This window comes from Pseudoalteromonas peptidolytica (assembly GCF_012641745.1).
Lineage (GTDB): Bacteria > Pseudomonadota > Gammaproteobacteria > Enterobacterales > Alteromonadaceae > Pseudoalteromonas > Pseudoalteromonas peptidolytica.
Genome location: NZ_WEHZ01000002.1, coordinates 51,927 through 65,146, shown reverse-complemented (window position 1 = coordinate 65,146; position 13,220 = coordinate 51,927). Strand labels below are relative to the sequence as shown.

At 42.6% G+C, this 13,220-nt stretch carries 14 protein-coding genes; 9 read left to right on the top strand and 5 right to left on the bottom strand.

The window, feature by feature from the left end; all coding sequences use genetic code 11:
- The first annotated feature begins 2 nt into the window (after positions 1-2).
- The 4 genes from F9Y84_RS01550 to leuD all read left to right on the top strand — a co-directional run bounded on the left by F9Y84_RS01550 (position 3) and on the right by leuD (position 3,901).
- The gene (locus F9Y84_RS01550) at positions 3-635 is read left to right on the top strand and encodes a 2OG-Fe dioxygenase family protein (protein WP_125250940.1); all 633 of its coding nucleotides are present in this window, start codon (positions 3-5) and stop codon (positions 633-635) included.
- Positions 636-771: 136 nt separating this feature from the next.
- The gene (gene leuB / locus F9Y84_RS01545) at positions 772-1,872 is read left to right on the top strand and encodes a 3-isopropylmalate dehydrogenase (protein ID WP_128729725.1); all 1,101 of its coding nucleotides are present in this window, start codon (positions 772-774) and stop codon (positions 1,870-1,872) included.
- 2 nt (positions 1,873-1,874) lie between these two features.
- Positions 1,875-3,278 carry a 3-isopropylmalate dehydratase large subunit gene (gene leuC / locus F9Y84_RS01540; RefSeq protein WP_147388998.1) on the top strand — a complete coding sequence of 468 codons (1,404 nt, stop codon included), beginning with the start codon at positions 1,875-1,877 and terminating at the stop codon, positions 3,276-3,278.
- A gap of 2 nt (positions 3,279-3,280) precedes the next feature.
- Entirely contained in the window at positions 3,281-3,901 is a 621-nt protein-coding gene (gene leuD, locus F9Y84_RS01535; RefSeq protein ID WP_147388999.1) for a 3-isopropylmalate dehydratase small subunit, read from the top strand.
- A gap of 66 nt (positions 3,902-3,967) precedes the next feature.
- Here the strand turns inward: leuD and fabV are convergent, their stop codons facing one another.
- From fabV to F9Y84_RS01520, 3 genes are all read right to left on the bottom strand, one after another.
- Positions 3,968-5,158, bottom strand: coding sequence for an enoyl-ACP reductase FabV (gene fabV / locus F9Y84_RS01530; protein ID WP_147389000.1), 1,191 nt, complete (start codon positions 5,156-5,158; stop codon positions 3,968-3,970).
- Positions 5,159-5,265: 107 nt separating this feature from the next.
- On the bottom strand, positions 5,266-5,580 hold the full coding sequence (locus F9Y84_RS01525) for a BolA family protein (RefSeq protein ID WP_125250945.1): 315 nt from the start codon (positions 5,578-5,580) through the stop codon (positions 5,266-5,268).
- 45 nt (positions 5,581-5,625) lie between these two features.
- On the bottom strand, positions 5,626-6,219 hold the full coding sequence (locus tag F9Y84_RS01520) for an alpha-ketoglutarate-dependent dioxygenase AlkB family protein (protein ID WP_147389001.1): 594 nt from the start codon (positions 6,217-6,219) through the stop codon (positions 5,626-5,628).
- Between the two features lie 38 nt (positions 6,220-6,257).
- Here F9Y84_RS01520 and F9Y84_RS01515 point away from each other — a divergent pair, with 38 nt between their 5' ends.
- Genes F9Y84_RS01515 through F9Y84_RS01500 form a run of 4 tightly spaced genes read left to right on the top strand, consistent with a single transcriptional unit; the run spans position 6,258 to position 9,962 of the window.
- On the top strand, positions 6,258-7,388 hold the full coding sequence (locus tag F9Y84_RS01515; RefSeq protein WP_147389002.1) for a methyltransferase: 1,131 nt from the start codon (positions 6,258-6,260) through the stop codon (positions 7,386-7,388).
- Positions 7,389-7,392: 4 nt separating this feature from the next.
- On the top strand, positions 7,393-7,950 hold the full coding sequence (locus tag F9Y84_RS01510) for a YajG family lipoprotein (protein WP_125250948.1): 558 nt from the start codon (positions 7,393-7,395) through the stop codon (positions 7,948-7,950).
- The gene (locus F9Y84_RS01505) at positions 7,950-8,567 is read left to right on the top strand and encodes a peptidylprolyl isomerase (protein WP_147389003.1); all 618 of its coding nucleotides are present in this window, start codon (positions 7,950-7,952) and stop codon (positions 8,565-8,567) included. The genes F9Y84_RS01510 and F9Y84_RS01505 overlap by 1 nt, the downstream gene beginning before the upstream one ends.
- A 9-nt stretch (positions 8,568-8,576) precedes the next feature.
- Positions 8,577-9,962, top strand: coding sequence for an AmpG family muropeptide MFS transporter (locus F9Y84_RS01500; protein ID WP_147389004.1), 1,386 nt, complete (start codon positions 8,577-8,579; stop codon positions 9,960-9,962).
- A 42-nt stretch (positions 9,963-10,004) separates the two neighbouring features.
- Here F9Y84_RS01500 and F9Y84_RS01495 read toward each other — a convergent pair whose 3' ends face one another.
- Together F9Y84_RS01495 and erpA are read right to left on the bottom strand one after the other, a co-directional pair.
- Positions 10,005-10,247 carry a helix-turn-helix domain-containing protein gene (locus F9Y84_RS01495; RefSeq protein WP_125250951.1) on the bottom strand — a complete coding sequence of 81 codons (243 nt, stop codon included), beginning with the start codon at positions 10,245-10,247 and terminating at the stop codon, positions 10,005-10,007.
- A gap of 732 nt (positions 10,248-10,979) precedes the next feature.
- Positions 10,980-11,318 carry an iron-sulfur cluster insertion protein ErpA gene (erpA, locus tag F9Y84_RS01490; protein ID WP_088529908.1) on the bottom strand — a complete coding sequence of 113 codons (339 nt, stop codon included), beginning with the start codon at positions 11,316-11,318 and terminating at the stop codon, positions 10,980-10,982.
- A 190-nt stretch (positions 11,319-11,508) separates the two neighbouring features.
- Here erpA and F9Y84_RS01485 point away from each other — a divergent pair, with 190 nt between their 5' ends.
- Positions 11,509-13,191: a chloride channel protein gene (locus tag F9Y84_RS01485; protein WP_125250952.1), complete on the top strand. Its 1,683-nt coding sequence runs from the start codon at positions 11,509-11,511 to the stop codon at positions 13,189-13,191.
- Positions 13,192-13,220: the final 29 nt, after the last annotated feature.

Below are 13,220 nucleotides of genomic sequence, written 5' to 3'. Positions count from 1 at the left end.
TCATGTCTTTCAGCTTAGTATGTAATGCTGACAAAATTAATAATGACTTATTAAAAAGCTATGATGCGTTGCCAGCCGATCCTTACATCAAAGATGGCATGAAACGTTTTAGAACTTTTTCTTATGGTGAAGTAAAAAATGGTAAAGTCGATTGGAATGCGACTAAGCCTTTTTTTCAATCTAATGAAGCTAACTCATACGCTGGTGGAATTAAAAGATCGTTCCAACATACGGGTGAGGAGGCCAAAAAATTTGCGCAAGCGATTGTTACTGACGCATTAGAAAAAGAGTGGGTCAATGCCGATCACTTTTTTATTGGTTGCCATCAAATACGCGTTACCGCAGATGCTAAGATTGTCGGCTACCCTGCCCCTGAAGGTTTTCACCATGATGAAACCGACTTTATCGCTATCAACCTAATCAATGAGCATAATGTGAACGGTGCAATCTCTTTTATTAGCGACTTCAACGACACCAGCAACATTTTATTTGAGAAAAAGCTAGAGCCTGGACAAAGCCTTTATGTTGAAGATCTCAAGCACAAACATTATGTGTCTCCGTTCACACCCAAATTACCCAATATTGAAACGTATCGAGATATTATTGGCATCGCCTTTTATATGAACGATAGATAACTTAGCCAAGCGCGGGAAAATAGGTTATACCGCACCGGCGTGAGCTTTGAGTTGCAGTTAGGTAGCAAAAAATACGATACATTTGCTAGTAATGCTATCTGGCTGCACATTGTATGTAGGGATATTGAATAAACCAATGAACAAAATTTATAAAGTAGCTGTATTGCCTGGAGACGGAATTGGTCCAGAGGTCATGGCTGAAGCACTGAAAGTACTAGATATAATTGCAGATAAATTTGCATTAACATTCGACTTTCAACATTACGATGTTGGCGGTATCGCCATTGATAAACATAATCATGCGTTACCACAAGAGACACTTGCAGGTTGTGAGTGCGCCGATGCAATCTTATTTGGCTCTATTGGTGGACCGAAATGGGATAGTTTACCACTCGATCAGCGCCCAGAGCGAGCCGCATTGCTAAAGCTTAGGTCACACTTCGATCTCTTTTGTAACCTTCGCCCAGCGACAATATATCAAGGGCTGCAACATCTATCACCATTACGCAGCGACATTGCACAGCAGCAGGTTGATATGATGGTTGTTCGAGAGCTCACAAGTGGTATTTATTTTGGCCAACCAAAGGGACGTGAGTTGAATAACGACCAAGAAGTCGCGTTTGATACCATGCGTTACTCAAAGTCAGAGATAACTCGTATTGCTCACCTTGCTTTCTTAGCTGCTCAAAAAAGAAATAAAAAAGTAACCTCTGTCGATAAGGCAAATGTGCTTGAGTGCAGTCGGCTATGGCGTGAAACGGTAGATGAAGTAGCTACAAGCTACCCAGATGTACAACTTGAACACATGTATATTGACAATGCAGCAATGCAGTTAATTCGTAAACCTAGCGATTTTGATGTCATTTTGTCCTCTAATCTATTTGGGGATATTTTATCCGACGAGTGCGCTATGATCACAGGTTCCATGGGTTTACTCGCATCGGCAAGTATTAACCAATCCGGTTTTGGGTTATTTGAACCAGCTGGAGGCTCAGCTCCAGATATTGCCAACTTAGGCATCGCGAACCCTGTTGCACAGATCCTTTCAGCTGCAATGTTACTGCGCTATAGCCTAGATCAAAATGCTGCTGCGGATGCCATTGAACAAGGTGTCGTGCATGCACTTCAACAAGGGGTATTAACCAAAGAGCTTGTTCCTAGTGATGAGCAACATCTTGCTAAGTCAACTTCAGAAGTAGGCGATTACATCAGAGACTACATTGCAAGGAGCTACTAATAATGCCTAAAACCTTGTATGAAAAAGTGTGGGATGCGCATGTCATTACGCAAGACGGTCATGAAGCATTGCTTTATATTGACAGGCATTTAATACATGAAGTCACCTCTCCTCAAGCGTTTGATGGGTTAAAGCAAAAGCAGCGCAAATTACGCAGCCCAGATAAAACATTTGGCACCATGGATCACAGTATCTCTACTCGCTCATTAGCCATAGATGCGTGTGGCGATAATAACCGCAGACAACTACAAGCCTTGATTGAAAATTGCGAGGAGTTTGGCGTTCAGCTATACCCTGTAGGTAACGTGAAACAAGGGATCATACATGTTATGGCACCAGAGCGTGGACTCATTCTACCGGGTATGACAGTCGTATGTGGAGATTCACACACCGCAACACACGGCGCATTTGGCGCACTGGCATTTGGGATTGGTACCTCTCAAGTCGAGCACGTTATGGCCACCACAAGTCTAAAGCAGCATAAAGCCAAGACGATGAAAGTTGAAGTCAACGGCACTTTACCTTTTGGGGTGACGGCAAAAGATTTGATCCTCGCTATTATAGCCAAAATTGGGCATGCAGGGGCGACCGGACATGTTATCGAGTATTGTGGTAGTGCAATAGCAAGTCTCTCTATGGAGGCTCGAATGACTATCTGCAATATGTCTATCGAAGCTGGAGCCAAAGCCGGAATGATCGCACCAGATGAGGTTACACTTGCCTATTTGAAAGATAAAGAGTTTGCACCAAAGGGCGAACTGTGGGAGCTTGCTTGTCAAGACTGGAGCCAACTCACAGCAGATCCCAACGCACTCTACGACACGGTTGTAACCCTCAATGCCAACGACATTCAACCGCAAGTGACATGGGGCACTAACCCTGGGCATGTCTTGGGTATTAATGACATAGTACCAGATCCAAGTAGCTTCACGGATCCTGCCGATCAAGAAGCTGCCAAAAAAGCATTACACTACATGGATCTCACGCCGGGCTCTAAAATTTCAGACATTGAGATAAATCATGTATTTATTGGCTCATGCACCAATGGTCGCATCGAAGATCTCCGTGCCGCTGCAAGGGTAGTCGAAAATAATAAGATTGCATCTGGTGTGTCAGCAATTGTGGTACCTGGCTCTGGTGAAGTGAAAAAACAAGCCGAAGTGGAAGGGCTTGATAAGATTTTCACTCAGGCTGGATTTGAGTGGCGCTTACCTGGTTGCTCGATGTGCCTAGGTATGAATGATGATTTGTTGCTTCAAGGAGACAGGTGCGCTTCTACCAGCAACCGAAATTTTGAAGGACGACAAGGTCGCGGTTCACGAACCCACTTAGTCAGCCCTGCGATGGCCGCATTGGCAGCCATAAAAGGCAGATTTACCGATATTAGAGAATTTATTAAGGAATAGCTATGAGTTGTGGTATTACAACGGTAACAAGCAAAGCCGCGCCGCTCGATCAGGTTAATGTGGATACAGATCAGATAATCCCCAAACAGTTTTTAACTTCGGTCTCTAAGCAAGGCTTTGGTCGGCACTTATTTCATGACTGGCGTTACTTAGATAGCGCTGGCACGCAGCCTAATCTTGAGTTCGTGTTAAACCAGCCTCAACACCAAGGCGCGGAGATCCTGCTCAGTAGAGAAAATTTTGGGTGTGGTTCTAGTCGAGAACATGCGCCTTGGGCATTAGCAGATTACGGTTTCAAGGTGGTGATCGCCACCAGTTTTGCTGATATTTTCTATGGCAACTGCATCAACAATCAACTGTTACCCGTTTCGTTGTCTAAATCAGAGATGGATACTTTATTTGACGCGGTACAAAGCGCCGCCGACACGGCTATCACCGTTGATTTGGTTAATCAGACGGTAAGCTGTAATGGTGATAACTATTCATTTACCATCAGTCCTCTTCACAAAGAGACGCTCATTAAAGGACTTGATGCAATTGGACAAACCCTTGAACAAGAAGCGTTTATTCAAGCGTATGAAAAGAAAATCCCACAGTGGCGATGCGCACCACACTACGAATGAAGTCCGGAGTTAGCCGCAACGTAAAATGAGGCTAGGTGTAGCCCTAGCCTCAAATCATATAGCTTGTTAGATTAGATGATTAATCGCTACTGCTGCTTCTACATCAGCATCATAATCAACTGTTTCTAGACCAAACCCAAATAATTTTAAAAACTCATTATGATAGCCAACATAATCTGTTAGCTCATCAATTGTGTCTGTATCTACTGTATCCCAAATTGTTTGCACGCGAGCCTGTACGCCCTCTTCTAGCTCTTTATAGTTTTGGAATAAATGACCGCCTTCGTCAAAGCGCGGAGATTGTCCATATAAGTTTTCGCGGAACAAACCATCTATCTGCTCAATAGTTCCTTCATAGGTACCATCCCCTTTCATGACTTTAAACAGCGCAGAAATATATAAAGGCATAATAGGAATCGCCGAGCTTGCCTGTGTCACAACCGCATTTAACGAAGAAACATAAGCCTCACCATTAATATCAGATGTCGTCTCGCGGATAGCAAGCGTCGCGCGGTCTAAATCTTCTTTCGCTTTACCAATTGTCGCATGTCCATAAATTGGCCAAGTTAGCTCTTTACCGATATACGTATAGGCAGTCGTCTTAAAGCCATCGGCGAGTACATCCGCTTGTTTAAGCGCATCAATCCAAAGCTCCCAATCTTCACCACCCATTACTTTAACTGTATTTGCAATTTCTTCTTCATTTGCTGCCTCAACAGTCACTTCGTCGATAATACGCTTTGATGTATTTAGGTTTTTAGTAGTAATAGCAGAGCCAATTGGCTTAAGCGTCGAAGAGTAAACCTCTTCAGACTTAGGGTCTTTGCGGCGAGGGGAAGCAAGGCTGTAGATGACAAGATCGACTTTTCCAAGCTCAGTCTTAATGGTGTCGATGGTTTTTTGCTTTAACTCATCAGAAAATGCGTCACCGTTAATATTCTTTGACCATAAACCGGCTTCTTCAGCTACTTGCTGGAATGCAGCGGTGTTGTACCAACCCGCAGAGGCTGTTTTTTTCTCTGTGCCTTCTTTTTCAAAAAAGATACCAAGGGTTTTCGCGCCAGCACCAAATGCCGCGGTAATACGAGAAGCCAAACCATATCCTGTTGACGCACCGATCACTAAAACATTTTTAGGGCCATTTTCAATTTGACCTTGTTGCTTTACGTACTCAATTTGCTCTTTTACATGTTCGGCGCAGCCTACAGGGTGCGCGTTCGTACAAATGAATCCACGAATTTTTGGTTTAATGACCATAAGTGATCCTATCCATTAATTTGATACAAAAAATAAAAGTGAGTCTACGCCCACCTTATTAAAATTACTGCGTAGTGTACTGGTAGAAATGCAAAACACACATCTGATCAGCTATCAAACTTTGAGCCACCTAAACATGTTGGTGATACTGGTGCTTGGCCTTCTTTTTCTGAAAACTCTTCCGGCGTGTAGGCATGTATTGCTAAAGCATGGATGTGATTTTGTAATTCATCCTTCAGTACTTCGTTAATTTTTCTGTGACGCTGAAGTAAGCGCTGCCCTATAAACTGCTCACTCACAACGATAACCTTAAAGTGAGAGTCTTCGCCACGGCTGTGCATGTGACTTTCATTAATAACATTAAGATGTTTGCAGGCAACTGCTTGCGCGATTTTGTCGTAAATTTGTGATTGCATTGACATTAAACTTTGTCTCCCATAGCAATTCGTGGCCTTACTATACGCCTATCACTCAGCATTTCCAACACTTCGAAAAGTCAGATTAATACGCCCTTGCGTGACTTTTGCTTGCTTGGGTAAGGCATGCTGGTAATCTCGCTGGCTGTTGCCTTGCATCATTAACAGGCTCCCGGTTTCGAGGAAAATATCGGTCACCTCATGAGTGTTTTTGTGACGTATTTTAAATTTCCGTGTTGCCCCAAGTGACAAGGATGCAATCACAGGTGTAGCCCCTAGTTCAGGCTCATCATCACTATGCCAACCCATACTATCTTGACCATCGCGGTAATAGTTTGCCAATAACGCATTGAATGAGACGTCAAAACGCCGCTCAAGTGTTTTTCTAATACCTTGCAATATCCCTGGCCAAGGCGCACTGTCGAGTAGTTTTCCTGAATAGCTGTAGCGCATACCAGGATCGGCAATAAATCGCTCAAGCCTGGGGATTTTATGGGTCTTACCAAATAATGTAATGGTATTTTGCTGCCAAGGAATAGTGCTACAAAGCGCATCATATAGGGCTAAACTTTTCTCAAAGCTAATGGCACTTGGCTGATAGCTAAAACCGCTTGGCAAGTTCCGTGCGTTGTCTACTGCTCTCATGTTAAACTATCCGCTGCTTTTATTTACAGAAACGACTCATGACGACTGATGCAACTCTAGCCGGAAAACCATTTACGCTACATAGGTTTCCACTCGATCAAAAAAATCGTAGCTTACAAGCTTGGGATTCAGCCGACGAATACCTGTTAGATTATGTCTTTGAACACCACATTGACGCAAATCGTATCTTAATCATTAATGACGCATTCGGGGCATTATGTTGCGCACTTGCCGACAAACATTGCACCCTAGTGACTGATTCTTTTGTCAGTACCTTAGCTTACCAACACAACCTAGAAGTCAATGAACTGGAGCACGCCCAAGTTGAGGTACTCAGTAGTATGGACACATACCCTGAAGATATTGATTTGGTTGTGCTTAAGCTGCCGAAAAACGCTGGCTTATTACAGTCACAATTGGCGAAGCTGAGTAAACTTGACGCTGATATTCCGGTGATTGCGGCAGGCAAAGCGAAAGAAATCCACACCTCAACACTAAAAAGCTTTACTCACTTTCTAACCGAGCCTACCACAAGCTTAGCAGTTAAAAAGTCACGCCTAATATTCAGCAAGACGTCAGCCAAAGCGATTGATAGTAAATTTCCTGTGTCCTGGCCTTTGGAAAAAACAGACTTCGTACTGTCTAATGAGGCCAATGTATTTTCAAGAGACTCTTTGGATATTGGCGCTCGATTTTTTATCAATTATTTACCTATGGGGAAAAAGCCTCTCAAGGTTATCGACTTGGGATGTGGTAATGGGGTAATTGGATTAATGACGTTAGCGAAAATGCCTAATGCCACTGTGACTTTTATTGATGAATCTGCAATGGCTGTACATAGTGCGCAGCAAAATATTAGTCACAATTTGCCAGAACGAGTCAAAGACTGTCGTTTTATACAAAATGATTGCTTGACTGGTTTTGAAAATGAAGGGGCTGATCTGATACTGTGTAATCCGCCATTTCATCAAGCAAATGCAATAACCGACCATATCGCTTGGCAAATGTTTATGCAGGCAAAGGCCGCACTTCGTCACGGTGGAGAGTTGAGAATAATTGGCAACCGCCACCTTGAATATGACGATAAACTGAAACGCCTGTTCGGAAATTGTAAAACACTCGGGAACAACAAAAAGTTCACTGTATTAAGTGCAACTAAAAGGAGCTAAATAAATGCGTGTTATATTGTTAATTGCTGTGCTCTCTTTTCTTTTAGCTGGGTGTAGTAGTACACCTCGCAGCGTAATTTTGCACCCGCAGTATCAAGGTCCATCTTCGAATGCTTTGAATACCAACATGGCATTACAAGTCAATGACTTGCGCACGACTAAATACACTATTCGCGTGAAAGATCAGGAACCGGCGCTGTACATGCCGGATGCAAACTTGCCAGTCAACCTTAATCATGTGATGACACAAGCGCTTGCAGCGCATGGCGCACAAGTTACACCTATAGCACCAACCAAAGTTGTGGTGAACATCAACCGCTTTAAAGCAATTATCGCAGAAACCCTGTCACAGCACCAAAGTGACGCTCAAACCAATGTAACGATACAAGTTACGCAAGGCACTAGAAGCTTTGAAAAGCAGTATAAGGGGAGCGCGAGCTTATCGGGGCCGCTAAAGCATGATCAAGCCAAAGTGGAAGAACAGCTTAATAACCTAGCTCAACAAGTCGTTGCCCGCATCGTTCAAGACCCAGAATTTATCCAGTTTGTGAGAGGACGTTAATGAAAAAAATAATCTTAAGTTTAACTATCTTACTATTTAGTGTCTGCGCCTTTGCCGATATGAACGGCAAGTTTGTGCAAAAAAACAATCTATTCCCACGGGTGCAAATCAATACCACCAAAGGCCCCATTATCGTTGAACTAGATCGCTCAAGAGCACCTATCACGGTCAACAACTTCCTCACTTATGTGATTAATAAAGACTACAATGGCTCTGTTTTTCATCGTGTTGAGCGCGATGAAGCCAACGAAAGAGACTTCGTCATTCAAGGTGGAGGCTACGACAAAGAATACGATGGTATGTTTGAGCGAGAGGCCATTTTTAATGAAAGTGGTAATGGTTTGAAAAATGATATGTACACCATTGCAATGGCTTATCAAGATAGTAAACCACATTCTGGTACTCGACAGTTTTTCTTTAACATGGCTGACAATGACCATTTAAATCCGGGTCGAGGCTGGGGTTTTGCTGTGTTTGGAAATGTAATGGAAGGCTATGAAACACTGGATGCTATCATGCAAGTGGAAACGGATTACAATGAAAAACTTGGCTATACCTTTATTCCCAAAGAGCCTGTTGTGATCCTGTCCATCGACGTACTAAAGCAACCTGAGTAAATCTTCGTTATGTTGGTATCATCTAGCTTTTCACAGTACCTCAGTTACTACAAGGATAAACGCCTACTTACCATTTTTGCCTTTGGAATAAGTAGTGGTTTTCCTTGGGTATTAATTGGCTCGGTGATGTCAGCTTGGCTCAAAGACGAAGGTTTGAGCCGAAGCACCATAGGTCTTTTTGGTCTGGTTTATGGTGCATACACCATTAATTTTCTTTGGTCTCCACTCGTCGACAGAATCAAAATACCGCTGTTGCACACTTGGTTAGGTCAGAGACGCAGCTGGATAGCTAGCTGCCAAGTTATTGTTATTGTTGCCACCTTTGCACTGGCAAGTGTGTCGATCACGGAACACCTTTCACATGCCGCATTATTGTGCTTCATTATTGCGTTTTTCTCAGCAACACAAGATATTGCAATAGATGCTTATCGTATTGATATTTTGCCCGAGAACGAGAGCGAGAAAGCAACCGCTGCCGCCGCGATGGCAACGTCAGGATGGTGGTCGGGTTATGCTTTATTAGGAGCAATTCCATTTTTTATCGCCGACTTGCCCGGATTCAGCTGGCCTATTATTTACCAAATCTTAAGTGCTGTTGTTTGCTGTCTATTTATCATCACACTCTTAGCCAAAGAGCCTGAGTCTCATCGAGATCAGGTCCAAGCGCAGTTACAGCAAAGCTATGAGCAGAAGCTGACACTCGCCAGCTCACCTTCTGTCTATACCAAGGTGGTAGCGTGGTTAGCTGTAACCTTAGTCGAACCATTTAAGCGCTTTTTCGAGAAAAATGGAGTGAAAACAGCGTGTGCACTGCTTGCTTTTATTTTTATGTTTAAGATTGGTGAAGCATTTTTGGCTCGAATGTCTATCGTCTTTTACAAAGAAATCGGCTTCACTAACACCCAAATAGGTCAGTACTCTAAGCTCGGAACAGGTGTTATTACTATCATATTTGCTTTTTTAGGCAGCATATTTAATCACAAATATGGCATCGTCAAGGGCCTATTTATCAGTGGTGTTGCCATGGCAGCGTCTAACTTGATGTTCTCTTGGATTGCAGTAGCAGGTCCACAAGAGCACTTATATTTGATGGCTATTATTATTGATGGATTTACACAAGCTTGGTCGCTCGTGGCCATGGTTGCATTCATTTCGATGCTTTGCGATAGAGCTTTCAGCGCTACTCACTATGCGCTACTCGCCTCTCTTGGGAGTCTAGGACGTACCATGCTATCGGGTTATAGTGGTTTTGTAATAGATGATTTACTTGGAGGAAATTGGGCGGTCTTTTTCGCGCTAACAGCACTAATGGTACTACCATCCTTGTTGTTCTTATATCTCATTAGACACAAACTTTATGCAATTGAACGTGCATATCACACTAACAAGCGCTAGAGGTGCAGTTCCTTGCACCTTTTCATTTTGCTAGCGTAGCGCTTATTGCTCTTCTTTAATTAGCTGCAATCCCTCGTAAGGGTCAACTTCAAGCGCTTCGCAATAACGTAAAAACTCGATTACATCCAAACGACGCTCTTGGTTTTCAATTTTACCAATGAAAGAATGTGGTGTACCTAGCACTTGAGCAAGGCTACGCATTGTATGACCCTTCTCATGGCGTTTTGATTTAAGCCACTTAGTTAGTTTGCCGTTTTCTTCGGAAGAAACCGTTTTACCCATCATATTAAACATCTCCTACTAGATGAAAGACTAAATTACCTAAATGAAATATGCCCGTCTCATTTAGTGTTTGCTCAAATATCACAGTTGACTCTTTAATGCTAAGCGCGGCACCCTCCGCCAGCTCAACATCAAACCAGTACAAAGCTTTGCTCAGTAAATTGTTTTTATTGACTGCTAAAACGCTAAGGTTGCGATCACATATCACTGAACCATAAATTGTAACATATCGACAAATTGGCTTTGTCCCCATGTACCCAATTAGGTATAGACTAAAAAACAGTTAACACCTAATTAATTTTTTACTTTTTCTTAATTCATCAAGCACAGTAATATCCAGTAACACTTTAACAAATTTTTTAAAAAATGTACCAGTATTTGAAATAAATTATTTTTCTTTAAAAAATAAAAACTTATAGCTAGTATTCAATAAAAGGTTAAAAAAGAGGCCGATACAAAATGATTCGACTACTGTTTTTGCTGCCAATTTTACTGTGTTTTGGATGGTATTTCTTTTTGCGTTCAAACGGCGTGCCACTGAAACGAGGAAAGAAAGGGTTTGTATACATCCTAGCATTTTCATCATTTGTGCTGGGCTTTTTCGTCCTGATGATGTATCTGACGGGAAGTTTATGAGGTCGATTGCTGGGCTTTTATACACCAAGTCATGAGTCTATAAAAACAAAAAGAGTCATGTAAGCATGACTCTTTAAGTGACTTCTTTAGGTATTACCGTTATACGCTAAAGCTTGCGCCACAACCGCAAGTCGTTGTCGCATTTGGGTTATTAACAAAGAAACGAGCGCCTTCTAACCCTTCGGTGTAATCTACAATGCCATCAATTAGGTATTGAATGCTCATCGGATCAACAACCATAGTAACGCCATTTTTTACGATTTCTAAATCACCAGGGTTAACTTTTTCATCAAAGGTAAACCCATATTGAAAGCCAGAGCAACCACCGCCTGTAACATATACACGCAATTTAAGGTTAACGTTCTCTTCTTCCTCTATTAGCTCTTTTACACGGCTTGCTGCTGCATCAGAAAACTGAATTGGTAACTGTTCAGACATAGATGTGGACCCCTAATCCTGTAATTTGTAAATTATCTAATACCTGAGTATTTTAATCAAGTATAGCGTCATACCCTTTTAAGTCTTCGAATGCGTACATAGGATGTGTAACCTGAACTTGGGATAACACAAGGATTTAATGTCAAAAATTTGGTATTCTTAAGATGTTAATTATCGTGGAATTACGTTTATGTCGCTGGATGCACTGAGACGAAGTCTTGCTAAACCGAAAACCTCAGCCCAACTGTGCCTCTTAGGAGCAGCCGCAGGGTTACTCGCAGCCATGCTGATAATCACATTTCGCCTTACTATAGAACTATTCCAGGGCACTTTTCTCGATAAACCCGATGACTTTACAGAGCTGTCAGAGTTACACAGACTATTTTTACCTGTACTAGCAGCCTTACTCATCGCAACTTTCGCAGCGCTTACTGGGTTTAAGCATTATCGCCTCGGGATCCCGTATGTGATCAACCGTATTAAGCACCATTACGGTCACATGCCGATTTGGAACTCTGCTAACCAATTTTTTGGTGGTGCAGTGGCCTTGATCAGTGGCTTTTCAGTCGGTCGTGAAGGGCCATCTGTTCATATGGGTGCGACCGCCGCGAGCGTCTTATCTGAACGCTTGCATTTACCACTAAATGCAGCAAGAACATTGGCAGGCTGCGGGGTAGCTGCCGGTATTGCGGCATCCTTTAATACGCCACTTGCGGCTGTAATTTTTGTTATGGAAGTGGTGCTAAGAGAGTACAAAATTCACATTTTTGTACCTGTGATGTTGGCCTCAGTGATTGGTGCAATGAGCACACAATATGTGTTTGGAAACAATTCCGAGTTAGCTCTTATTCATATTACGCCTTTGAGTTTTTGGCACTATCCTTACCTGATTATCTGTGGCGCCGCACTAGGGGCTGTCGCTTTTGCCTTTAATCAAAACCTCATGCTTATCATTAAAACCTTTAAACCGATCAGCATGTTTCCTCGATTATTACTAGCGGGTTTAATTGCCGGTTTAATCGGTTATGCGGTTCCAGGTGCCATGGGCTCCGGCATGAGTGCCATCACCCAAGCTGTAGAGTCCCCCCATAATTTACAGCTACTCACTACGATATTAATTGCCAAACTTCTGGCTACTTTATTTGCTATTGGCTTAGGTATTCCCGGAGGGATTATTGGTCCTGTTATTGGACTTGGCGTAATTATGGGCACTCTAATGTCATTTTTTGCCCAATTTATTTCACCGAGTGTGGATGTCGCTGGCACTTATGGCGTACTTGGTATGGCAGGTTTACTTGCCGCAACCTTACACGCTCCCCTTGCCGCGCTGACCGCCGTAATGGAGTTGACTTCAAATCCCAAAATTATTGTGCCTGCAATGTTAGTGATCACCACCGCTTATGTAACCGCGTTACAGGTTTTTGGCAACCGTTCAATATTCATCCAACAGCTAGATTTTCAAGGTCTACCTTATCAAGTTTCACCGGCGAAAGAGGCATTACAGAAAGTAGGGATTGTGGCTGAAATGGATGAAAACTTTAAATTGCTCTATTCAGACGACAAAGAGCAAATAAAAGAAACCCTATCGGCGGTCGACAGCCAAACTCCGCTGATTGTGTACGATGAACAAAGTGGTTATCGTCTTGCTGAATACGATTTGAACCTGATCTCACAAGAAAGCGTATCGGTATCTTACATAGAGTTGCAAGGCTTGAGTACCCAAGCAACACTTGCCGATGCCTTTGATGTATTAAAAGACAAGCGCTCAGGTGCGGTATACATTTATAACCAAAAGGATAATAAACAAATACTTGGGTTATTGCGATGGGATCAAATTCGTCACATACTCACCACTAGAAACAGTCTACTCTAGGGGCTGTTTACCTTAATTTACTACTTGGG

Excerpts from the sequence above, each read along its gene's own strand:
- F9Y84_RS01550 (WP_125250940.1), top strand. The coding sequence starts at position 3 with ATGTCTTTCAGCTTAGTATGTAATGCTGACAAAATTAATAATGACTTA.
- leuB (WP_128729725.1), top strand. The coding sequence starts at position 772 with ATGAACAAAATTTATAAAGTAGCTGTATTGCCTGGAGACGGAATTGGT.
- leuC (WP_147388998.1), top strand. The coding sequence starts at position 1,875 with ATGCCTAAAACCTTGTATGAAAAAGTGTGGGATGCGCATGTCATTACG.
- leuD (WP_147388999.1), top strand. The coding sequence starts at position 3,281 with ATGAGTTGTGGTATTACAACGGTAACAAGCAAAGCCGCGCCGCTCGAT.
- fabV (WP_147389000.1), bottom strand. The coding sequence starts at position 5,158 with ATGGTCATTAAACCAAAAATTCGTGGATTCATTTGTACGAACGCGCAC.
- F9Y84_RS01525 (WP_125250945.1), bottom strand. The coding sequence starts at position 5,580 with ATGTCAATGCAATCACAAATTTACGACAAAATCGCGCAAGCAGTTGCC.
- F9Y84_RS01520 (WP_147389001.1), bottom strand. The coding sequence starts at position 6,219 with ATGAGAGCAGTAGACAACGCACGGAACTTGCCAAGCGGTTTTAGCTAT.
- F9Y84_RS01515 (WP_147389002.1), top strand. The coding sequence starts at position 6,258 with ATGACGACTGATGCAACTCTAGCCGGAAAACCATTTACGCTACATAGG.
- F9Y84_RS01510 (WP_125250948.1), top strand. The coding sequence starts at position 7,393 with ATGCGTGTTATATTGTTAATTGCTGTGCTCTCTTTTCTTTTAGCTGGG.
- F9Y84_RS01505 (WP_147389003.1), top strand. The coding sequence starts at position 7,950 with ATGAAAAAAATAATCTTAAGTTTAACTATCTTACTATTTAGTGTCTGC.
- F9Y84_RS01500 (WP_147389004.1), top strand. The coding sequence starts at position 8,577 with ATGTTGGTATCATCTAGCTTTTCACAGTACCTCAGTTACTACAAGGAT.
- F9Y84_RS01495 (WP_125250951.1), bottom strand. The coding sequence starts at position 10,247 with ATGATGGGTAAAACGGTTTCTTCCGAAGAAAACGGCAAACTAACTAAG.
- erpA (WP_088529908.1), bottom strand. The coding sequence starts at position 11,318 with ATGTCTGAACAGTTACCAATTCAGTTTTCTGATGCAGCAGCAAGCCGT.
- F9Y84_RS01485 (WP_125250952.1), top strand. The coding sequence starts at position 11,509 with ATGTCGCTGGATGCACTGAGACGAAGTCTTGCTAAACCGAAAACCTCA.